The sequence below is a fragment of the Trichocoleus sp. FACHB-90 genome, from assembly GCF_014695505.1.
GTDB classification, from domain to species: Bacteria; Cyanobacteriota; Cyanobacteriia; order Cyanobacteriales; family FACHB-T130; genus Funiculus; species Funiculus sociatus.
On record NZ_JACJOK010000054.1, the window covers coordinates 1 to 21718 of the forward strand.

Annotated in this window: 22 protein-coding genes; 12 read left to right on the forward strand and 10 right to left on the reverse strand. The window is 44.4% G+C overall.

Annotated elements, in window-relative coordinates:
- The 3 genes from H6F74_RS15530 to H6F74_RS15540 form a co-directional block, all read left to right on the forward strand.
- The coding region (locus tag H6F74_RS15530; RefSeq protein ID WP_190442650.1) for a transposase at positions 1–228 on the forward strand (228 nt) is incomplete at its 5' end.
- A 371-nt stretch (positions 229–599) separates the two neighbouring features.
- Positions 600–902 carry a hypothetical protein gene (locus H6F74_RS15535; RefSeq protein ID WP_190442652.1) on the forward strand — a complete coding sequence of 101 codons (303 nt, stop codon included), beginning with the start codon at positions 600–602 and terminating at the stop codon, positions 900–902.
- Between the two features lie 40 nt (positions 903–942).
- Positions 943–1302 (forward strand): cupin domain-containing protein, encoded by a 360-nt coding sequence (locus H6F74_RS15540; RefSeq protein ID WP_190442653.1) that lies wholly within the window; start codon positions 943–945, stop codon positions 1300–1302.
- A gap of 483 nt (positions 1303–1785) precedes the next feature.
- Here the strand turns inward: H6F74_RS15540 and H6F74_RS15545 are convergent, their stop codons facing one another.
- Complete coding sequence (locus H6F74_RS15545; RefSeq protein ID WP_190442655.1) at positions 1786–2727, reverse strand: ParA family protein; 942 nt, start codon at positions 2725–2727, stop codon at positions 1786–1788.
- 419 nt (positions 2728–3146) lie between these two features.
- On the opposite strand from H6F74_RS15545, the gene H6F74_RS15550 reads away from it, so the two are divergent.
- The 4 genes from H6F74_RS15550 (at position 3147) to H6F74_RS15565 (ending at position 7179) form a co-directional block, all read left to right on the forward strand.
- Positions 3147–3581: an HHL1-like protein gene (locus tag H6F74_RS15550; RefSeq protein WP_190442657.1), complete on the forward strand. Its 435-nt coding sequence runs from the start codon at positions 3147–3149 to the stop codon at positions 3579–3581.
- 218 nt (positions 3582–3799) lie between these two features.
- Positions 3800–5260 carry an AAA family ATPase gene (locus H6F74_RS15555; protein ID WP_190442659.1) on the forward strand — a complete coding sequence of 487 codons (1461 nt, stop codon included), beginning with the start codon at positions 3800–3802 and terminating at the stop codon, positions 5258–5260.
- Complete coding sequence (locus tag H6F74_RS29395; RefSeq protein ID WP_199301275.1) at positions 5257–5940, forward strand: Rho termination factor N-terminal domain-containing protein; 684 nt, start codon at positions 5257–5259, stop codon at positions 5938–5940. Before H6F74_RS15555 ends, H6F74_RS29395 begins: the two co-directional genes overlap by 4 nt.
- Positions 5941–5970: 30 nt before the next feature.
- Complete coding sequence (locus H6F74_RS15565) at positions 5971–7179, forward strand: glycosyltransferase family 4 protein (protein WP_190442660.1); 1209 nt, start codon at positions 5971–5973, stop codon at positions 7177–7179.
- Between the two features lie 52 nt (positions 7180–7231).
- Here the strand turns inward: H6F74_RS15565 and H6F74_RS15570 are convergent, their stop codons facing one another.
- The 4 genes from H6F74_RS15570 to H6F74_RS15585 form a co-directional block, all read right to left on the reverse strand.
- Positions 7232–8290, reverse strand: coding sequence for a fatty acid desaturase (locus H6F74_RS15570; protein ID WP_190442662.1), 1059 nt, complete (start codon positions 8288–8290; stop codon positions 7232–7234).
- A gap of 153 nt (positions 8291–8443) precedes the next feature.
- Entirely contained in the window at positions 8444–8686 is a 243-nt protein-coding gene (locus tag H6F74_RS15575; RefSeq protein WP_190442663.1) for a hypothetical protein, read from the reverse strand.
- Between the two features lie 335 nt (positions 8687–9021).
- A complete protein-coding gene (locus H6F74_RS15580; RefSeq protein WP_190442665.1) occupies positions 9022–9525 on the reverse strand; it encodes an isoprenylcysteine carboxylmethyltransferase family protein in 504 nt (167 codons plus the stop codon).
- 122 nt (positions 9526–9647) lie between these two features.
- On the reverse strand, positions 9648–10598 hold the full coding sequence (locus tag H6F74_RS15585; RefSeq protein ID WP_190442667.1) for an aldo/keto reductase: 951 nt from the start codon (positions 10596–10598) through the stop codon (positions 9648–9650).
- Between the two features lie 190 nt (positions 10599–10788).
- Between H6F74_RS15585 and H6F74_RS15590 the strand changes: the two genes are divergently transcribed.
- Complete coding sequence (locus H6F74_RS15590) at positions 10789–12234, forward strand: BCD family MFS transporter (RefSeq protein ID WP_190442669.1); 1446 nt, start codon at positions 10789–10791, stop codon at positions 12232–12234.
- Positions 12235–12314: 80 nt separating this feature from the next.
- Complete coding sequence (locus H6F74_RS15595; protein WP_190442671.1) at positions 12315–13121, forward strand: inositol monophosphatase family protein; 807 nt, start codon at positions 12315–12317, stop codon at positions 13119–13121.
- 68 nt (positions 13122–13189) lie between these two features.
- On the opposite strand, the gene H6F74_RS15600 is transcribed toward H6F74_RS15595, so the two are convergent.
- The 5 genes from H6F74_RS15600 to H6F74_RS15620 all read right to left on the reverse strand — a co-directional run bounded on the left by H6F74_RS15600 (position 13190) and on the right by H6F74_RS15620 (position 19858).
- The gene (locus tag H6F74_RS15600) at positions 13190–14083 is read right to left on the reverse strand and encodes a ChaN family lipoprotein (RefSeq protein ID WP_242022126.1); all 894 of its coding nucleotides are present in this window, start codon (positions 14081–14083) and stop codon (positions 13190–13192) included.
- Positions 14084–14265: 182 nt separating this feature from the next.
- The gene (locus H6F74_RS15605; RefSeq protein ID WP_190442675.1) at positions 14266–15399 is read right to left on the reverse strand and encodes an ATP-binding protein; all 1134 of its coding nucleotides are present in this window, start codon (positions 15397–15399) and stop codon (positions 14266–14268) included.
- Between the two features lie 379 nt (positions 15400–15778).
- The gene (gene ppsA / locus H6F74_RS15610) at positions 15779–18256 is read right to left on the reverse strand and encodes a phosphoenolpyruvate synthase (protein ID WP_190442677.1); all 2478 of its coding nucleotides are present in this window, start codon (positions 18254–18256) and stop codon (positions 15779–15781) included.
- Between the two features lie 161 nt (positions 18257–18417).
- Complete coding sequence (gap, locus tag H6F74_RS15615) at positions 18418–19416, reverse strand: type I glyceraldehyde-3-phosphate dehydrogenase (protein ID WP_190442830.1); 999 nt, start codon at positions 19414–19416, stop codon at positions 18418–18420.
- 298 nt (positions 19417–19714) lie between these two features.
- Positions 19715–19858, reverse strand: coding sequence for a hypothetical protein (locus H6F74_RS15620; RefSeq protein ID WP_190442679.1), 144 nt, complete (start codon positions 19856–19858; stop codon positions 19715–19717).
- A 175-nt stretch (positions 19859–20033) separates the two neighbouring features.
- On the opposite strand from H6F74_RS15620, the gene H6F74_RS15625 reads away from it, so the two are divergent.
- The 3 genes from H6F74_RS15625 to H6F74_RS15635 are packed head-to-tail and all read left to right on the forward strand — an operon-like array spanning position 20034 to position 21718.
- Positions 20034–20900 carry an STAS domain-containing protein gene (locus H6F74_RS15625; RefSeq protein WP_190442681.1) on the forward strand — a complete coding sequence of 289 codons (867 nt, stop codon included), beginning with the start codon at positions 20034–20036 and terminating at the stop codon, positions 20898–20900.
- A gap of 16 nt (positions 20901–20916) precedes the next feature.
- On the forward strand, positions 20917–21333 hold the full coding sequence (locus tag H6F74_RS15630; protein WP_190428087.1) for an STAS domain-containing protein: 417 nt from the start codon (positions 20917–20919) through the stop codon (positions 21331–21333).
- A gap of 4 nt (positions 21334–21337) precedes the next feature.
- Positions 21338–21718 (forward strand): anti-sigma regulatory factor, encoded by a 381-nt coding sequence (locus tag H6F74_RS15635; protein WP_242020172.1) that lies wholly within the window; start codon positions 21338–21340, stop codon positions 21716–21718.

Here is a 21718-nt window from a genome sequence, read left to right on the forward strand (position 1 = left end):
GAAGAAGAAATGCCCAATATTCATTTGGAATTCCTCCCAGAATATAGTCCAGATTATAACTTAATTGAATTAGTGTGGCATTCGGCAAAAGAATATGTAGCTAATCGTCTTTTTACCTCTATTGAAGAACTTGAGTATTTATTACATCGACTTTTAAATGAAGGCGAGTTGATTATTAAGTGGGAGCGTAAGCTTAAAAACAAAGGTAATTCTATTAACGTAATTTAAAAGCGCAACAGCTTACCTATACTTTAGTTTTATGGCAACGTTTGACAGGAGGACTACAAAGACGTTGGGCTAATAAACCTTTGTTGAGGTTTTGTAGGGATTTAGAACAACTATCTCTTATCGGTTTTTCTAGTGGCTGAACCAGAACCGGGGTCTACTTGTCGCGGATATCGCTAGCTTTAGCTTGATTTTGGCTTGAATTTTGTTTAAGTCCCGCTAATGAATAATCTTTAAAAATACTTCTGCGGTGCAAGCCAAAGGTAATCTTTACAAAAATACACAAATATGCCTTAAGCTTGAGGAATACACCTGAGCAAGTGAAATAATTTTATTGGTATAACAATATTTGCCTGGTCTTCCAGAGATAGCCTGTGTTTCAACTTCTATATTTTCTAGTTCATGCAATCAGCCCGATTTTAGTGCCAGTGTGCTTTTTTTGCGCCTGGATGATGACAATTTTGGTTGTCTGGAACATCTCTAGCGCGATCGCACAGGGTGTTTCCAAAACTCAGCGCTTGCATAGTATACCCTGTGTTAATTGTCAATATTTCACTGGTGATTATCGCCTCAAGTGTACGGTAAAGCCCAGCGATGCCTTAACCGAAGAAGCGATTAACTGCTCCGACTATTGTCCAGTTCCCGGTTATTCTCTACATTCTCCAGATTCGCTGTAGGATGGCAAGATAGTATTGTACGAACAACTATTCTTCGAGAATGCTGATTCAAAAGCTTAGTGCTTGTGAGGAATTTATTGCGGGCGATCGCACTCAGTTAAGAGAATTACTGCACCCAGATAAACAGCCGATAGAGTTGCGCTATAGTTTAGCTCACGCCGTTCTCCCAGTGGGACAAACATCTGTAGCGCACTCTTTAAAAACTTCTGAGGTTTACTACATCATTAGCGGCGCAGGTGAAATGCACATTAATGATGAAACCCAGTTAGTCGAACCTGGGGATGCGGTGTATATTCCACCCAATGCAAAGCAATTTATCCATAGTTGCGGAAAAGAGCCACTGGTGTTTATCTGTATTGTCGATCCAGCGTGGCGCAAAGAAGACGAGACAGTTTATTAAAAGGCAAAAGGCTTTAAATGCAACAACAGCACCCCAACGAAACTCACTGAGCGATCTCCTCTCATGGGCTTTTAGACCTGGAGTTGCACTAACTTAATAAAGTTTAGTTGCATAGCTCCCTAGTCAGTAACTGAGGAAATATCAGTCTTTAGGTGGGGTGCTGCTGTTGTTTTTTGACGAGACAGATGTTAGATTAAACAGCGTTTTTTACCTCTCAAGTCGAATATGAACTGCGCTGTGGTATCTGTCAGAGAAGCTTTTCAGCTTCAATTCTTACTTTAGCAGGCTCTCTGGAAACCACAAGAGAACGAAACCAAATTTTACAGTTGCAACAACTGCTGTTACTTTTACTAAGTAACATTAAGCTATTAGGTTGGGTTGAGGTTCCAAAGACCCAACCTATAACTACACATACTGAAGGGAAAGGCTTTTCAGCAAGTAAGCAAATTTATATTATTTTTTCTCCCTTGCTGAATTACTAAATTAATCCAAGTCGGATAAATTTATTTTGCTTTCTGGGGTTTTATAGGTACCACTAGAAACCTGTAGCTTCTGTAAGAATTCTTGCGTTAACTTGATAAAGGCTTTGGAGCCAGATGAACTTGGATTTGAGATAACTACTGGCGTAAAACTGTCAACAGCTTTGGAAACATTAACATCCATTGGGATTCTGGTTTTGAAAATTTGGGTGGGAGTAAAATCCTCGCTGACTCGTTGCATAACTTGCTGGTAATATCTGCCGCTGAGTATATTCCCTGACATAATGAAGACAATTCCCATCATTCGCAGATTCAGCAGGCTCTCAGTGCCATGACTTTCTTTTAATTTGTTGATCCGTCTTTCCAGTAGCTGAATTCCTACTACTGATAGGGGTTCTGGTCTAGCGGGTAGCAAGTAAAAATTACTGGCAACGATACCGCTACGAGTCAAGAGGTTATAGCCGGGAGCGCAGTCCAAAATAATGAAATCATAGTCTTTAATAACCGGCTCTAAAATTCCTCTGATTAATTCCCTTTCAAAGTTATTCCAGACTTCGATGAAGTTATTGTTGTCCCCATTCATCGCTTTTTCATGGAGCATTTCGGAAACTAAAAATTCATCGTAGAGGTCAATGTCTCCCGGTAATAAATCGAGTCCTTTGACTGTGCAAACGTAAGGTTGAATGATATCTTGAATTGACAACTTGCTGGGAATTTCTGGTCTAATTGCTTTGTAAACCAGTTGCCTTAATGTGCGCTTTTCTTTCCGGCTCTTGCCAAAGTCTTGTGGCGACATTAGGCTGAGCGTAGCGCTGATTTGGGTGTCTAGATCGACAACTAAAACCCGCTTCCCATAAGTTTTGGCTAAACAAGTCGCCAAGTTGACGCTGAGAGTCGTCTTACCGACACCGCCTTTCATGTTTACCGTTGCAATGACATATCCCATGTGTTCGCTCCTCTGGTGGGTGATGCTCGCTCTTACAGCGAATCCCCGGCACTCGATCGCTGGTCAACTGTTACAGCCTTAATAATAATCTTGGATTCTTTGTCGGAAGGCAATAGTGCGCCTTGAAGAGTTGCACCGACTTTGCGATCGCAGTGTCTCCCTTGTTAACTAAGGAGAAGGCGATCGCTGCAATATATTAACCGCTTTGGGCTTATGAGAGCGATAAACCTAACTTTCTCTCTCAAGTTCGTTTCTCATGGCTGAATATTTATAGATGCTGTGAAATATTCCCCAGAAGCGCGATCGCTCTGGTTAATTCAAGCACTCTAGCTGGTTGTACGCCAGAACCGCATCCGCCTTGCGCGATCGCAAATGCTTAAAATTATGTAAAATTTTGTAAATACCTGAAAACAAGATTTATGACAACTAATAGTGGATTCGGCAAAGGCAAGACAAGCAAAAAACCAACCAAATCCGCCTCTAAACGCACTCAAGCCTCCAAGCAGTACGACAAATTGAAGTCGGACGGCGTACCAGAATTTAATATATACATTCGCACTCAGGGTAAAAAGAACTGGTATCCAGCGGGTTCTCTAGCAGTAAATCGCACCAGCCAGATTAATCAAGCCATCTTTCAAGAAGAGGAGAACTTGCGCGAAGCCTCCTTACGCCTGTATCCAGTGCTACGCAAGAATAAAAGCCAATTGGAATATGGCTATCGTCTCAAAGGTTCTGAATTTGCAGATGAGCCGATTGAGGTTGCGGTTCCTCAAGAGCCAGTTTTACCTAACTTCTTCCAATCGACTTTCGATAAGGTGAAGAACAGCTTCTCTGGTTTGTTCAAGCGCGGTTAATTTTTTTTAATTAAAGGATAGTTTAAGCGATCGCGTGGTGGGGAAAAATACGCGATCGCTCAAATTTGCTATTGCTGCTGTCAGACGTGCGAGGCTACACTCATACAAGTATGAAAGAACATCATCTCAGGTTAGCGATCGCCTTGGCGCGGAAAACTTCATTCTATTGAGTAGGTTTAAGGTTCCAATCAGTGCAATGTTATTAAGGAAGTACAGAATTGAACTTTAATCCTGAGCTTTGCCGCAACGAGAGCGAAGTAGAAAGTAAACTCATAGTTCAATATCTGCTGCCACAGCTAGGATACACTCCAGAAAATTGGCATCAAGAGATTGCCGTTGGCAGCATTCGATTAGACTTCTTGGCATTTGCAGCGCAAGTTGTTCCATTTGTGTTGGATGACAACTCTCCGTTAAGTGTCGTGATGGAGGCAAAGCATCCTAATCAAAACTTAAATAGACATACTGGTAGGCTCAAGCGCTACTTAACGAGTTTAAATGTAGAATATGGATTGCTAACAAATGGCAAGGAAGTTAGAATTTACCAGAAACTACAGGATGATATTCAGTTAGTATTTAACTGTTCCGGCAGAGAAATCAGCTCTAAAATAGACGAAATAAAAACTCTCATTGGTAGAGAGAACTTAAAAGAAAAACCTACTGAAATTGAAAATATCCAGATTAATCCCAATGAAAACCAAATCCCTACCTCTGAAAAGTCACCAGCAACCCCTTCGATTGAAGTAACAAACGTACAAGCGGATTCAATTAATTCTCAACCCCAATCTACTGAACTTATAAAAGAGAAAAGGCAACATACTGTGAAAACAATTGCAATTTACCACAACAAAGGCGGCGTAGGCAAGACAACAACCGTAGTCAACCTAGCCGCCGCTATCAGGAAGAAAGGCAAAAAAGTCCTTATTGTTGACTTAGATAGCCAAGCTAACACTACCTTTGCAGCAGGTTTAGCAAAATTTGATGATGAAGACCTAGATGAGGTAAAAGATTGCAATGTTCGTCATCTATTGCAGTCAGAAGAGTTTTATCCTATAAACGAAGTTGCTAAGAAATCTCAGTATAGTAGTCCGGAAATTGATGTGTTGCCTTCCCACATCAGTTTAATGCAATACGAAACCGAGCTAAATCAACAAGATTCTAGTAAAATAATGCTTTTGCAAAAACTAAAAGCAGTAGAAGGTCAATATGATGTTGTAATTATTGATACGCCACCATCTTTAAACCTTTATGCCAGAATCGCCTTAATTACAGCTGATTATCTAATTATTCCTTCGGATCTAAAACCGTTTGCTAATCAAGGGTTAGTAAACGTCAAAGATTTTGTTAAAACAATTAATGGGTATAGAAAATTTCTCAATAAGCCACCTATTGAAATATTAGGTGTTCTTCCTTGTAAAATATCTACCAATTCCAGATTTGGACAATATACCTTACCAAAGCGCTTAGAGGTAATTCCCAAACGCTACGATTTGAAAGTAATGGAAAGCGTTATTTATGAAAGAGAGGAACTGGCAAAATGTACCGAAAGAATGCAGATTGTAGGTAATATAGAAATACCAGATCCAATATCGGTACTTGATTTTAAGCCAGATTCCCTCTCAGCCAAGGAATTTGAGTTACTAGCAAAAGAAGTTTTGCAAGAAATAGGACTAACTGCATGAAATTATCTACTTCGCTCGTAGCAGTAAAAAAAATTAACTCTAATGTTCCCCGTGCAGAATTTTTAGAGGATGAGTTAAATCGGACTGCTGAGTTAATTTTAAAAGCTGAAGGTATTATTAATCCCCCAGTTATTCGCAGAACCAGTCTGGAATCCTATGAGGTAGTTAATGGACACTTTGAATACTACGCCGCTGTTAAGGCTCGTGAGATAGATCCTCGTAAAGGGGAAATGATTGGAGCTTTCATTATTGAATCAGAAAATGAGAAAGTTCTCATGGATCAGGTTAAAGTCCTGAGAAATCGAGAAATTAATAATGAGTCACCAGTTGCTGACACACAGCCTTTAAATACGGTTGAATCATCAAAGGAGGTAATACAAATTGAAAGTATATTGCCTGAAATTGAGAAGTTGATAGATAGAAAACTTCAACTGATTAGCAACAGGATAAGTGAACATATTGATGAATTTGTAGAAAAAATTGAACCAATCCTGAATAAGCCAGTAAAAGTAGGAACCGAGGAAGATGATACGCCTCCGGTTAAAAAACCGGACTACACTGGAATGAAAAAGGAGGATTTAAAAGCGATCGCAAAAGAACGGAATATCAAGGGATTTTCAGGTATGAATAAAACTCAACTCATTGCAGCTCTTGAAAAAGCTGATGCAAGTCAAAGTTAGCGACAAATCTGTAAGACTAAACGAATTTTTATGAATATTTTAATGCTATCTTCAACGTTTCCCTATCCGCCTAGCCGGGGGGGAACCGAGATTAGAACCTTTAACTTGTTAAAATACCTGCACCAGCGTCATAACATCACACTGGTAACGCAACGCCACAGCGGGGTATCGGATGCAGAAGTAGAAGAACTTCGTCAGTGGGTAAGCGACTTGGTGATTTTTCCGATTCCTGCGGAACCCAAAGGTGGATTATTGGGGAAAGTGGGACGCTTTACAGAGTCACTGGTTAAGGGAACGCCGCCAAACGTTTTGCATCGCTACTCACCAGAAATGCAAGCTTGGGTGGATACCTATGTCAAAGCTGGGAAATGTGACGCGATTACCTGCGAACATAGTGTAAATGAAATCTACGTTAGCCCAGAATTTCGCAATTCAGTGCGGACGGTGGTAGATATTCATAGTTCCGTTTATGGCTGGAGTAAGAACCATCTGGAAATGGGGGCTTCTCCTAATGCTTTGCGCGATCGCTTATATCTCTCAATCTTGTACAGTTATGAGAAACGCTACTGCACTAAATTCTCAAACATTGTAGTCACTACAGAGGACGATCGGCAGCAAATGCTTCAGTTTAATCCTGCTGCTGAAATTAGGGTAATTCCTAATGGCGTTGATCTAGAGTTGTTTCCCTATCGTCCTAAAGATCCCGGTGGACACCAGCTAGTCTTTGTGGGGGCGATGGATGCTTCCCACAATATTGACGCGGCGCGGTTTTTTACCTTAGAAGTCTTGCCAGAACTGCAAAAGCGTTATCCTGATGCCACATTTAGTATTGTAGGAGCCAGACCAACGCCTGAAGTCAAGGCACTCTCGGATCGCTTGGGGGTAATAGTTACGGGTAAAGTGTCCTCGATGGCAGAACAGTTACACTCCGCAACTGTTTGTGTTGTCCCGCTACGCACCGGGTTTGGGATAAAAAATAAAACTCTAGAGGCGATGGCTGCTGGGGTGCCTGTGGTGGGAAGCGATCGCGGTTTGGAAGGATTAGCAGTTGAGGGTGAAGGCGTACCTTTACGGGCGTTACGCGCTAACGGGGTACGAGAATATGTGGATGCGATCGCGCGACTTTTTGAAGATGCCCAGTTGCGAGAAGAGTTGTCGAAAAATGGGCGATCGCTTGTAGAAACAGAGTATACCTGGGAAAGCGCTGGATCGCGTTATGAACAAGTCTTGATTTCTTAAAACACTCTCGGTACGCACAGATATTACTTTGCGTACCGAGAGCGTTTAAAGTTTAATTTTTGCTACCTGCGTGATATTCATTGAAAGACTTGTAATAGTCTTCTGAATCGTACAGGTGACACTCGTCGGTAATTTGCTTCATCAAAGACCAAGAGAAGCGAGTTTGGCGAATTGAGTCTCCCCACTTTTCTTTGATAGCGCTATGCGCTAGTCGCAAATTATAGGAGGGAATTGCTGTGGAAATGTGATGAGGAATGTGAACGTTGATATCGTGGCAAAGGAATTCTACCCAACGCGGATAATCGCAGTGAACCGTGCCAAATAGCTGCGCTTGCGCCTCATTCCACTGCGTAGCGGGAGTAAAGGGAATTTCTGGTGCGGTGTGGTGAACCAGAGTAAAGGTACTCATCCAGAAGTGGTAAACCAACCACGGTAAGAGCCAAAATTTAACAAATCCCCAAACACCAGTTGTCGCTATTAACAAGGGGAAGGCGACGCTGGCAAATCCCAAAACTACTAGTGCCGACAATTTTACCTTCTGCCGCTCTTTGCCTTGGAATTGCGTCCAATCAAAGTGCATCATCGACCAGTGGATTATCGAAGCTAACCACCAAAACCGGCCCCGCATTAAGCGATAGCCCCACTGTCCCGCCTTTGGCATACTGTCATAAAACTCTGGCTGGAAGGGCTGCCAAGCGTTGTCTTCCTCAAGCTTGTTAGTGTGGGCGTGATGGTAATTGTGCAGAATTCGCCAACTGTGGAAGGGATAAATCAAGGGCAACATAAATATATGCCCCACCAAATCGTTTACCCAGCGGCGATTGGCAAATGAGCGGTGTCCGCAGTCATGGCCAATTACAAAAAAACCTGTCAACGCTGTGCCTGTAAATATCCACAGCAAAGGTGTCAGATACCAGGGCGCGATCGCTAACCCCCAATATCCCAATCCCACCATTAAAACGTTGATTACCACGGTCGTCCACGCTTTCTGACGATTTTTGGCAAAAACCTCACGCGGCAGACTTTTCAAAATATCTCTCAGGCGGAGAGTTTCAGCAGTTGTCGCAGATACGAGGTTGGTGTCGGTTACTTTGATCGTCGATAGAGTCATTAAAAAATTTTCTAAGTATCTGTTAAGTGAATTCAGCCATCAATGCACAAAAAAATCCTGCCCGGTGCGGATTAGTGGCAGGCAATGGTTTTTGTCAGCTATCGGTTGCTGACCGGGTTACAAACCGCACTTAAGAAGGACAAAACCTTACTACTATAGCTTTTTGTTACCGATGGCATCGGAGAAAGCCGCATCTTGACAATCTAATGTTAGACGCTGCTTCTTAAGTGATTGCAGTTGCTGCAAAAGAATTTCAACTTCCACTTGCAAATGCAAGAACTTTACTTGCTGGTCGGTTTGATACACAGCTTTGGTTAACAAAGGCGATACATTACTCCCCAGATGGGAGTTGCCAACATTTTGAGGACGGGTCAGTGTTGATGAAAGAGTGGACATCAATAGATATTTCTGCTTACTCACACCATTGTGCAATTTTATCCTGAACTGTCAACTTAGTAAAACTTCATGTGGCAATTTTACACCTGGGCAAAAAAAATCAGAGTGGTAGACAAAGTGTGATACCCTTTACTGCTTTGGCACTTAACTTTTGCCCTGCGCTCAAGCCCTGAACTAAAGTTCGAGGCTCAAAGCTCAAGTCCGTTAAAACGGACTCTAATGCTCACTATATATAGAATTTCAACCTGTTTTAACAGGTTTTAGCTTTGAGCTGTGAAATTTATTTCACGGCTATACAAGTCAGTGCCATTCTACCCCCTACTGGTTTGGTTTGCTCAGTAGAGCCAGGGAATCAGCTTTTTGACTTGTTGCCGATAATTTGCGTAATCTGGGTACTTTTGCGTTAACCATCCTTCCTCGTGGTTGGCTTTGGCATCCAAAAAGACGAATAGGATAGCTGCGGCTACCAGGTGGGACAAGCTGACGAAGAAGATTGCCCAACTTAAGGCAGCCAAAATTAAGCCACTGTAGACGGGATGGCGCACGATGCTGTAGATACCAGTTTGAACTAGCTGCCCGTTGTCTTTGGGATAAGGTAAGGGAGTCAGCTGCTGTCCCAAATCTAGCAATCCTTTGGCAAGTAGCACTAATGCCACCAGTCCTAGTAGAGCAGCAATCCTTAAGTTAACAAATTTGTCAAGAGGGAAATTAACTGGACGGTAGACTGGCAAAACGACAAAACCGACGATGAGAATTGCCTGAGCTACTACCCAGTATTCGCCTCTTTGATTATTGCGCCAGCCTTCGCGGGAGAAGCCCCAATCTGAGAAGATTTTCATAGGATGCGATCGCTCTATCAATTTTGGATGCAAGGATTTTGCATTTCTTGAGGAGGCAGAGCCTCCCCCTCCTGGTTCCCAGGCTCAGCCTGGGAACCAGACTCTTCGAGGCTCAGCCTCAATTAATTTCGCCAAGGGCGGCTCAAAAGTTCCAGATGGGCAACTTCCTGGGCGCTCAACTGCCAACCCAGCGCCCCAGCATTCTGCCGCGCCTGTTCCGCTGACTTCGCCCCCGGAATCGCAATCACCCCATCCTGGGCAATCAACCAATTCAGGGCAACTTGAGCGGGTGTTTTTTGGTACTTTTCTCCGAGTTTACGCAACGCACATATCACAGGCTCGATTTTCTCCAAACCGCTGCGATTGAAGCGAGAATCAAATTTACGTGCGCCAGTCGGCTCCTTGCCATCCTCGATTCTATATTTGCCAGTCAGTAAACCCTGAGCCAAAGGACTATAAGCCAAAATAGTCACACCTAGCTGACGCGCCGTGTCGAGAATGCCGTTAGCCTCGACTTGCCGAGTCAGCAGCGAGTACCGCACCTGATTTACAGCCAAAGGTACGCCTCTAGCCGCTAAAAGCTGATAAGCTTCTTTCATCTGTTCGGCTGAGTAATTGCTGACACCGACTGTAGCAATTCTGCCCCGCTTCACCTCATCCGCTAGGGCATTCATCAGCGTTTCTTGACTCATCAGGAAGGCGAAAGGCCAATGCACCTGATAAAGCGCTACTTGCTCGACCCGCAGACGTTTTAAACTCTCGGTTAAAGCATCTGACACCGATTGTCCGGTAATTCGCCAAGGGTAAGGGCCGTATTTTGTGGCAATCTGGGCTGTGCGCCCAGTTTCTTGCATGAACTTTCCCAAGAACTCCTCTGATTTTCCTGGGCCGTACACTTCAGCCGTGTCAAAGAAGTTTACGCCGGAATCCAGAGTCGCTTCAAAAGCTTCCTGCAACTGGGTTTCCCCGTAGTCGCTGCCATAGTTCCAAAATAGCTTGTCGCCCCAAGCCCAAGCGCCGATACCTACAGCAGTGAAGGTGGGGCCATTTTGCGCTAACGTGATGGTTTGCATTGGTAATACTTTTTACAAAAGTTTATATTTTTCAGTTTATCGTTGCAGATAGTTGCTGGGGGCTATGGTGAAATTAAAACAGCGTGATGTGCAACTTTATAGAGCAGAACCCCTTTAAAAAGGGCGCTAAGAAAAAATTGCACCGAAGCGTAAAAACAGTAATGCGTGTATTGATTTCCTTTTAAAAAATATGGCAACAGGTGATATAAATTTACAGCCAGATGAGCCGAAACCGCTTGGAACAATCAAGAAAGTGAATTTGTTCACCATGTTCCGACTCGGCTTGTTTCAGATGGGATTGGGGATGATGGCGGTGCTGGCGCTGGGAATCCTGAACCGAGTGATGATTGGGGAACTGGCGATTCCGGCGACAATTGCGGCTGGTACTATTGCGATGCACCAGTTTATCGCCCCAGCGCGGGTGTGGTTTGGGCAGATGTCAGATTCTAAACCGTTATTTGGTTTCCATCGCACGGGCTATGTGTGGGTAGGGGCGGCGCTGTTTGCGATCGCATCCTTCCTAGCTGTACAAGTAATGTGGCAGCTGGGTAATGTGGTGCAAGCTGCTGGCGGTTGGGTATGGACAACTCAAACTTATGGTTGGACTGCGGTACTTGCACTGATTTTCGCGCTTTATGGTTTGGCGCTGAGTATGAGTTCCACTCCCTTTGCAGCGCTGTTGGTGGATGTTTCCGATGAAGATAACCGTTCCAAACTTGTCGGAATTGTTTGGTCTATGCTGATGGTGGGAATTGTTCTTGGGGCAATTATCGGCGGTACTTTGCTCAAAAAAGTTGCCGCAGATGCACCACTTTCTGAATTGCAAGCATCAGTAAATCAACTGTTTATGATTGTCCCCGTCGCCGTGTTTGGGCTGGCGTTACTGGCGACAGTGGGCGTTGAAAAAAAATATTCCCGCTATACCTCTCGTTCTACTTTAGTAGACCGGGAAGACAAAATTACTCTAGGGAAAGCGCTGCGAGTATTAACGGCTAATCGGCAAACGGGAATATTTTTCACCTTTTTGCTCGTGATGACAATTAGCTTATTTATGCAAGAAGCAGTAATGGAACCCTATGGAGGCGAAGTTTTCGGAATGCAAGTTGCGGAAACTACTAAGTTAAATGCTTACTGGGGAACAGGAACGCTACTTGGGATTAGTATCACGGGATTTTTAATTGTGCCTCGTTTAGGAAAGCAAAAAACAACTAAATTAGGCTGTCTTTTGGTAGCAGCAACTTTTGGATTAATTATCCTGTCCGGATTTACCCACAATCAGAAGTTGTTGCAGGGAGCGCTATTATTATTTGGTTTGGCTTCCGGTGTTACTACAACAGGCGCAGTTAGTTTAATGTTGGATTTGACTGCGGCGGAAACGGCTGGTACATTTATCGGTGCTTGGGGATTATCACAGGCAATGGCAAGGGCAATCGCAACTGTTACGGGTGGTGCTGTATTGGATGTGGGTAAAAGTTTATTTACTACTAACTTGGTGTTAGCCTATGGATTGGTGTTTGCACTGCAAGCAGTGGGAATGGTAGTAGCGGTTGTGTTTCTCTCTCAGGTGGATGTGACAGAATTTCGCGACAATGCAAAAGTTGCGATCGCTACTGTCCTTGAAGGTGAATTAGACTGATAAATTGCTAATGGCTAATTGCTAATTGTGAAGATGCCATGAACCATTAGCAATTAGCAATTAGCGATGAACTATCAACTATGAACGATTTTTTTGAGCAGGTTTTGAAGTTTGCGAATGAGACTACGGCTAGAATTGGCAAGCAGCTAATGCAAGATTTTGGGCAAGTGCAAGCTTCCCAAAAAGCTGATGGGAGTCTAGTGACGCAAGCGGATAAGTGGGCGGATCGGGAAATTCGAGAAGCGATCGCTGAAGCTTTTCCCAGTCACGATGTCTTAAGCGAAGAAGCCGAACACACTTTTTATGGTGCCGAATGGTGTTGGGTGATTGACCCCATCGATGGTACAACAAACTTTACACGGGGAATTCCTATTTGGGGAATTTCAATGGGTTTGTTGTATCAAGGTACACCTGTTTTCGGGTACGTACATTTTCCCCCCATCAACCAAACCTTTCACGCCTTTTGGTACAACGGGGGAGAGAAAAATGGTGCCTTTTTAAACAATCAACCGATTCACACCAGCCCTGACTCTCCTAGCCAGAATCACTTTTTCTGCTTGTGTGCCAGAAGTACCTCTATTTTGCAGAAACCTTTCCCCTGTAAAATTCGGATGCTGGGTGTCACTACCTACAACTTTGTTGCTGTTGCTTCGGGTACTACCCTCGGCGGTGTCGAGTCTACGCCGAAAATTTGGGATATTGCAGCAGTGTGGGTAATTTTACACGCTGCTGGCGGGGTTTGGGTGTCCCTGAAGGATGAAGCGGTGTTTCCTTTGCAAGAAGGAGAGGATTATGGCGATCGCTCTTTCCCCACTTTAACCGTTGCTCGTCCCGAATTGGTGCCAGTTTTTCAACCCTTGGTGCAATTTTTGGGTAATAAGAAGTAAACGCAGAGGTAGCGTAACAGCGCTACCTCTGCGTTTATCTTTGCGAACTTTTATTCTTAACTCAGTTCTCACTCAGAAGTTACCCAAAAGTAGTCAGTGATCGCTTTGTCACTTGAAGCTTGCATGACTTCCGATGGATTGAGTAAAATTGAGGATTGGACTATATTATTTCCCAAGCGTCGCGCAACGCGGCTGGGAATACCATAGCCATAAATAATATGAGCTTGTCCAGCCAACACAATGACTTGATAATCTGGGTTTGCTGTCACAAATTTGGCAATTCCTTCTGCCATTGTTTCATCCCAAAGCACCTGCGCTGTGAAGAAACGCTCAAAGTTTGCACTATTTCCGTGTCCGGCTACTTGATGCTGTTGAAAAGACTCTTGCACCATTTGGCGATATTGGGAATTATCGGTGCGAATTTCATTAAATGGCGGAATGTACTTTCTCTCATCTGGTGTCAGACTTTCTAATCCTTGGCGTGCGACTTTGCGCGTTACTTCACTGGGAGTATTTAAGGCTAAAACAGGTAAATTATTTTCCTTGGCAAAACTCAGAATCGGGGCGTAAGATTCCCACGGGAAACCCCAGCGTTTTTCATATTCGCTTTGTTCTAATAACTGGGTTTGGGTTATTTTCCCCGCTAGATATTGATTGAGTACACTTTGATAAGGACGCTGGAACATTTCCATTGCGATCGCTATTTTAGAATTTTGCCGATATAGTCGCTGAATAATCTCCAACTGGGCTTTGTGATCTTCAGGATTATCGTGGGTTTCGCCTAAGTAGATGACTTTGGTTTTGGCGAGTTGTTGCAAAACTTCTTCGACAGAGTATTGCTGCTGCTGGGGACGGGAGATTTTTTGGGCATGAGCAGGCAAGGTGCAGAGTAACATAATTAAAAGCGACCAAGCCGAGATGGTAATTGAGTATTTTTGCATAGAAATATTGTCGCAACTCATGTCTTATACCTACCCAAAAAACCGCCCTGAAATAAATTTCGAGGCTCATAGCTAAAGTTAGCTAAAGCTAACTAAAGTCAGAATTTTAACCCGTTTCAACGGGTTTTAGCTTTGAGCCTTAAACTTTAGTTTAGGGCTTAGTGCAAGATGTAAGGCAGGGAATTGGGGATTGGGGAAAAGTCTTACCTAGTCCCCAGCCCCCAGTCCCCAGTCCCCAGCCCCCAGTCCCCAATCCTATGCTTTAGCCAGAAACCTAGCAAAGGTAAAGCTATCTGGTAGCCGTACTTAGCGCCGTATACCAAACCTTTATGTTCTAAACTTGCCAAAGCACCTTGGAGAGAGCCACCTCTAGAAAGTTGGTGTTTTTGGATGTATTCGCGACTGTGCGGGCTATCTGTGGGGTCAAGAGCTAAACTTTCTAGTACCCGAACTTGGCTGGAAGGTAGCAGTAAAATCAGTGACTCGAAGGTAATAGATATATCTTCAACTAATGCTAAAGCACTGCGATGGACGTGGTGGGGTTGGATTAGTCCTTCTTTCTGGCTTCCGTATAAAACTCGGCAATCCAGCCAAATTCGTCTAGCTAGCGCGATCGCATCCCCTAAATGTCCTTGAACGTAGCTTAAAAATAGCGCTAAACCATCTGCATCAAATTTCAATCCCTGTAAGCTCATTGCTGTCTCAATCCATGCGCTGAGTTCTTGATTAGACAGCGGTGCTAAACAGACAACCTGCAAGTTACTATCTTGCACCCAAGGTTCTCCGACTGTAGCAATTAGCGCATAGCTGACATGAGTATGTATGGCGATTTCTTCACGCAGATAAGCTTCCCATTTGCCATCTCTATCCCAAGACCGGATGTGGGGAAAATTGCGAAAAACCATCACTACGCGGCTATTAAGTTTATCAGCGATCGCTTGCGGTAAGTTCAGCAGAACTTGAAATAGCGACCATTCTCCCTCGTTTGATAGATGCCAAACTAAACGAGTTTGTCCATTCGGCAATTCCTCCAAACTCAGAGGATGTTCTGCAATCCACTGTCCAATTAACGCCAGTTCTTCCGGTGTGGTGAAGGTTGCCATCAAGCTTTCAGCGAACAATTGCAGAAATCGCTTGCCATCAGTGGCTCGCAGACAGTCAATTTCTAGCACTCTAGCTTTCACTTTCTGTGCTGCCCAACGAATAAGCGATCGCCTTCCACTACCAGGAACCCCTGTAATCAGTAAATCGCCATCTATTGAGAGAATTTGGCTGACTTGTTGCAGTTCTTGTTGTCTACCTACTAAATCTTGCGGCACAAACGGATTCGCGACCATCTTCCTTCACTTTGACACTCACTCTACTTTATAGTTCTATGACCCTCATTCTCTCGTTTCTCTCATCTCTCGTTCCCAGTCTCAGACTGGGAATGAGAGAAGCATTGTAATTTCCTTTCAACCCTATCGGAAATTTCAATGCTAGTTTCCTTGACCGTACTTCCTAAGCCACCGTCATCCGCGACGGGCAAAAATTGCGAATTCCCTCACAAGATTTAGTACCGAGTGACGTAGACTTGCGAATTCAAGCACGGAACTTGTAAATTGATGAATCAGCCCTCACAGGCGAATCCCTTGCTGTTGAGAAAGAAACCGAACCGCTAATTAACCTCAACATATTAATAAGTGTAGGGTGGACGCAATCTCCACCCTACAAAATTTAAACGCCTTCCACTTCCGCAACCATCAAGAGAGTTTTCAATACAGAATCGGGATTCAAACTCATCGAATCAATCCCCAACTCTACCAAAAACTTAGCAAATTCCGGATAATCGCTGGGCGCTTGACCGCAAATTCCAATTTTGCGATTAGTTTTCTTGGCGGTTTCAATTGCCATCTTCACCATCCGCTTCACAGCTTCGTTGCGTTCATCAAAGATATGCGCTACTAAAGCTGAATCTCGATCTAAACCTAACGTTAGCTGTGTCAAATCGTTAGAACCGATGGAGAAACCATCAAAAACTTCAGCAAATTCTTCCGCCATGATTACGTTACTGGGCAACTCGCACATCACGTAAACTTGCAAGCTATTTTTTCCTCGTTCTAAACCATGTTTCGCTATTTCAGCTAACACTTTGCGTCCCTCATCAGGAGTGCGACAGAAAGGAATCATGGGGATAACATTTGTCAAGCCCATTTCATCCCTTACCCGCTTTAACGCCTGACATTCTAAGGCAAAGCCCTCACGATATTTCTCATCATAGTAACGAGATGCTCCCCGCCAACCAATCATCGGGTTTTCTTCTGCGGGTTCAAATTGCTTACCACCTAAAAGATTGGCGTATTCATTGCTTTTAAAATCGCTCATCCGCACAATTACCGGATTTGGATAAAAAGCGGCAGCAAGTCTGGCTACACCTTGGGCTAATTTATCGACGAAGTATTGAGGTTTGTCTTCATAAGTTACAGTCATTTCCGCAATTTTTGCCTTAGCTTCTTCATCCTCCAATTTGTCGTAATTAATCAAAGCTAAAGGATGCGCTTTGATGTGATTGGCGATGATGAATTCTAACCTTGCTAACCCAACACCATCATTAGGAATACCTGAGAAACTAAATGCTTCTTCCGGATTGCCCACATTCATCATTATTTTGGTGCGAGTGCGGGGCAAATTTTCTAGCGCTACTTCTCGGACTTCGTAGGGCAATAATCCTGAATAAACTCTTCCTTCTTCTCCTTCCGCACAAGAAACTGTTACCTCTTGACCTGTTTTTAAAATATCTGTGCCATTCCCACATCCCACAATTGCCGGAATTCCCATCTCCCGCGCAATAATTGCGGCATGGCAGGTGCGCCCGCCTTTATTAGTAATAATGGCGCTGGCTTTTTTCATTATCGGTTCCCAGTCCGGGTCAGTTTTATCTGTTACTAAAACTTCTCCTGGTTGGAACAATTCAATTTTCTGGACATCGAGAATTACTCTCGCTTTTCCCTGTCCAATCATTTCCCCAACAGCACGGCCTCTAACTAAAGGAATTGGTAATTGGGAAGATTTTTGGCCAGCCGCAAGTCCTCTATCCCCTGTCCTCAATTTCAAGTGATAGCTACGTAGGACATTTTTACCTTTTTGGGATTGTACTGTTTCCGGGCGGGCTTGGACGATGAAAAGTTCATCTGTAATGCCGTCTTTTGCCCATTCTATGTCCATCGGCGTATACTTGCCATGAACTTGGCTGTAGTGATTTTCGATTAAACAAGCCCACTTAGCTAGTTGCAAAATTTCGTCGTCATTGATGGCAAATTTTTGCTGTTCGCTCAAAGTTACACGCTCATTTTTGGTGATTTTACATCCACCAACGTCGCAGACTAGTTTGAATTCTTTGCTACCCACTCGTTTGTCGATGATTGGGCGGAATCCTTCTTTTAATGTAGGTTTGAAAACTAAATATTCGTCAGGGTTGACTGCCCCTTGAACAATGTTTTCTCCTAACCCGTAAGCAGCGGTGATTAAGGCAGCATTTTTAAATCCGGTTTCGGTGTCTATGGAGAACATGACACCAGAGGAAGCTAAATCTGAACGCACCATTTTTTGAACGCCAACGGAGAGGGCAACATTAAAATGGTCGAAATTTTTGGTGTGGCGATAGGAAATTGCCCGGTCGGTGAATATCGAAGCAAAGCATTTATGGCAGGCTTCTAAAACGTCTTTGATGCCGTTAATATTCAGGTAGGTTTCTTGCTGTCCGGCAAAACTGGCATCGGGCAAATCTTCAGCGGTGGCGGATGAACGCACGGCTACATCGGTATCATAACCATATATTGCGCACATCTGGTGATAGTAGGATGCGATCGCTTCTTGCAATTCCCTTGGAAACGGCGTTTTTAGAATCAACGACCGGGCTTTTTTTCCCCGTTCCTGCAAGTTCTGCACGTCTTCTACATCCAAGTCAGCAAACAGTTCGCGCAACTGCTTTTCTAACCCCGCAGCTTGAATAAAATGTCGGTAAGCATAGGCAGTAGTTGCAAACCCACCGGGAACCCTGACCCCCTGCTTGGTCAGTTGTCGAATCATTTCCCCCAAGGAAGCATTTTTACCACCGACTATTGGGACATCGACAATCCCAACTTCATCTAACCACAGAACCAGCGATCGCTCTTTAGAAAACCGAGAAGTCCTTTCTGTAGCCGCTGTAACCATAGCTTTTTCTCCTCTTGTAGGTTTATTTTAGCTATCGCTACCTCCCAAAGAGGTATATTGCATCACTTCGTAATTTTTTTTACAATTTCTTTGGGATCATCGAATTTTCCCTCGTTCCCTAACTGGGCCAAGGAACGAGGGAAAAGGCTCCAGCCTCTTACCTACACGTAGCTAGTCAAATCTACCAAGCGGTTAGTGTATCCCCACTCGTTGTCGTAATATGCCAGTACCTTAACGAAGTTATCGGCAAGGACGCTAGTCGAAGGTAGATTCACAATAGCCGAACTAGGATCGCCCACGCAGTCGGAAGACACCAAAGGCACCTCACTCACCTTGAGAATTGACTGCATCGAACCGCGGGCATACTTGCGTAAAGCGTCGTTAACTTCCTCCACCGTCACCGATTTTTCCAACACTGCACTCAAGTCTGTGACTGAACCAGTCGCGGTTGGGACGCGCAAAGCCATACCATCAAGTTTTCCTTTCAATTCCGGCAACACCAACGCCACTGCAACTGCTGCGCCAGTAGTCGTGGGGACGATATTCTGCGCCGCACCGCGTCCCCGCGCCCACTCTTCAGGATGTCCAGTGTCTACTAAACGCTGGTCGGCAGTATAAGCGTGTACCGTAGTCATCAGCGCCTTCTCAATGCCAAATTCATCATTTAAAATTTTGGCGATGGGGGATAAGCAATTGGTGGTACACGAGGCAGCTGAAATGACATTATCTCGCTCAGCATCATATTTTTCGTGATTAACTCCAAACACGAACGTAGGAACTGCACCTTTAGCAGGGGCGCTGATAATTACCTTTTTCGCTCCCGCTTCTAAGTGCATTCCGGCTTTTTCTGCCGTGCGGAAGATGCCAGTAGACTCGATAACGACATCAATTTCCGATTCTTTCCAGGGAAGGGCGGCGGGATCTCGTTCAGCTAATAGGTCAATTCGCTTGTCGCCAATTATCAGACTTTTATCGTCATATCCCACCTCGCTCTCGAAGCGTCGATATACGGAGTCGTATTGCAGTAAATATGCTGCTTGGTCTGATTTTAAGGCAACATCGTTGATGGCTACAACTTCCAGATCGCCATAAGATGCGGCAATGCGAAAGAAGGCTCGTCCAATTCTGCCAAAACCGTTGATGGCTACACGTTTCATCAGTATCTCGCCCTTTACAACAATTTTTTAGAATCAATTACTTACAAATTAGTTAACTCCTCCATCCCATTTGCTGCTGTAATATTTGCCACTTTTAGGGAATGTTTAAGTTGTACTTAACTATGGAGAAATTAATAAACAATTAATCTTAATTTCCGGAATAATATACAAAATATCTATCAGAATAGGGACGCAATCTGTCAGTTTATTCGACTGGGTGGTTAAAGAACGATTCAAAATGTTGGGATGACATGAACAACTTCTGGTCTAGCGATCGCTCTTTGCAACTCCTGAGATTTCATCAGGCAAAGTTTCGGAAACTCAAGCTTCCCGTCCCACGATCTACACCACGACGAGCAAAGAAGCGCGATCGCGTGAGTGCAAAGATAATGGTGATGCCTAGTCCATTTGTCCAACCTAAGCCGTATAATATAATGCTGGCCAAATAGTCTTTTAGAAACTACCGCAGACTGAACAGTTAGCTACTGGTGTCCAGTGTATGCAGCTTGCAACAACTCACGCCAAGCGCCTCCTAGTAAACAGCTCCAGTTAATGCTAGTTATCTTAAAAGCCTAAATACTGCACTTTTTTTAACCCAGTCAGCGGAGGGAGGCGTTGAAATGAACTTGAACGGCAAAAGCAAAATTCCGGCAATTCTCAAAAATTACGAAGCCCAACTGTTGACAGAGTGGCTAAACGAGCAAGTAGCTGCTGGTATCCGTAAAGACTTGCTCAGGGAGACAGAACTGCGCGAAGAGTGCAAAGAATTTCTTGACCTGTTTACAAATGCAGTACAGGGAGGTAACTTAACCGACATCCAAACGTCGCAGTGGCGTGGAGTGCGCGATTTGCTGGCTTCGATTTCGCGATCGCGCTCGATTAAAGGCTTCACCCCATCAGAAACCGCCATCTTTGTTCTTTCCTTTAAGCAGCCTTTATTCAGCCGCTTGCGCCAGGAACTAGCACAGGATGTCGAGACACTTATAGATGAAATTTGGTGTGCCACTAACCTCCTAGATAAGCTAGGACTCTGGACGACGGAAAGCTATCAAAAAGCCCGCCAAGAGGTAATCCTCCGCCAGCAAGAGGAATTGATGGAACTCTCAACGCCAGTCGTAAAACTGTGGGAAGGGATTTTAGCATTGCCCATTATTGGCACCCTCGACAGCGCCCGCACTCAGATTGTCATGGAATCTCTACTAAACAAAATTGTCGAAACGGGTGCAGAAGTTGCCATCATCGATATTACCGGAGTGCCAACCGTAGATACCCTGACAGCACAGCACCTACTAAAAACAGTAACAGCTGCTCGACTGATGGGTGCTGATTGCATCATCAGCGGTATTCGTCCCCAAATCGCTCAAACCATCGTCTACCTGGGCGTGGATCTGGCTGATGTAATTACCAAGGCTACCTTAGCCGATGCCTTTGCTCTAGCCTTGAAACGAACGGGGGTGGCGTTCGTTCGCTCCCAGACACCCACTTAATAAGCAAGGAGTTGTAATGGAACGCATCCCCATTCTTCAGATGGGCGAATTCCTCCTAGTCACTATTCAGGTGGATATGCACGACCGCCTAGCGATGACCTTGCAGGACGATCTGACAAACCGGATTACCCAGACAAATGCTCGTGGTGTCCTAATCGATATCTCAGCACTGGAAATAGTTGATTCCTTTATTGGGCGGATACTGGGAAACATTGCCAAGATGTCGCAGGTGCTAGATGCACAAACGGTTGTCGTAGGAATGCAGCCAGCAGTCGCCATCACTTTAGTAGAGTTGGGACTTTCCTTAACAGGGGTTCGCACAGCCTTAAATGTTGAGAAGGGAATGACTCTTTTGCAGCGATCGCTACGTAGAGACAGCGGCTATCGCGTCTCCACTCCAAGGGGGTTTCTGGATGGTGATGCACAAGCATGAAACCATGAGCATCAACACTTCGGCAGATGTTGTGCTAGTACGGCAAGCCGTGCGCCAGTTTGCCGTAGAGCTGGGTTTTAGCCTGATAGACCAGACTAAAATTGTCACGGCGGCGAGCGAATTAGCACGCAACACCTTGGACTATGGCGGTGGTGGAACAGTCAAACTAGAAGCATTAGATGAAGGAATTCGTCGTGGTCTGCGTTTGACTTTTGAAGATTCGGGGCCAGGGATTCCAAACATCGATCTAGCGCTAAAAGACGGCTTCACCACCGGAGGTGGACTCGGTATGGGCTTAAGCGGTACAAAGCGGCTGGTGAACGAATTTAATATTGTTTCCAATGTCGGCGAAGGCACCTGCGTCACAATAACAAAGTGGAAGTAA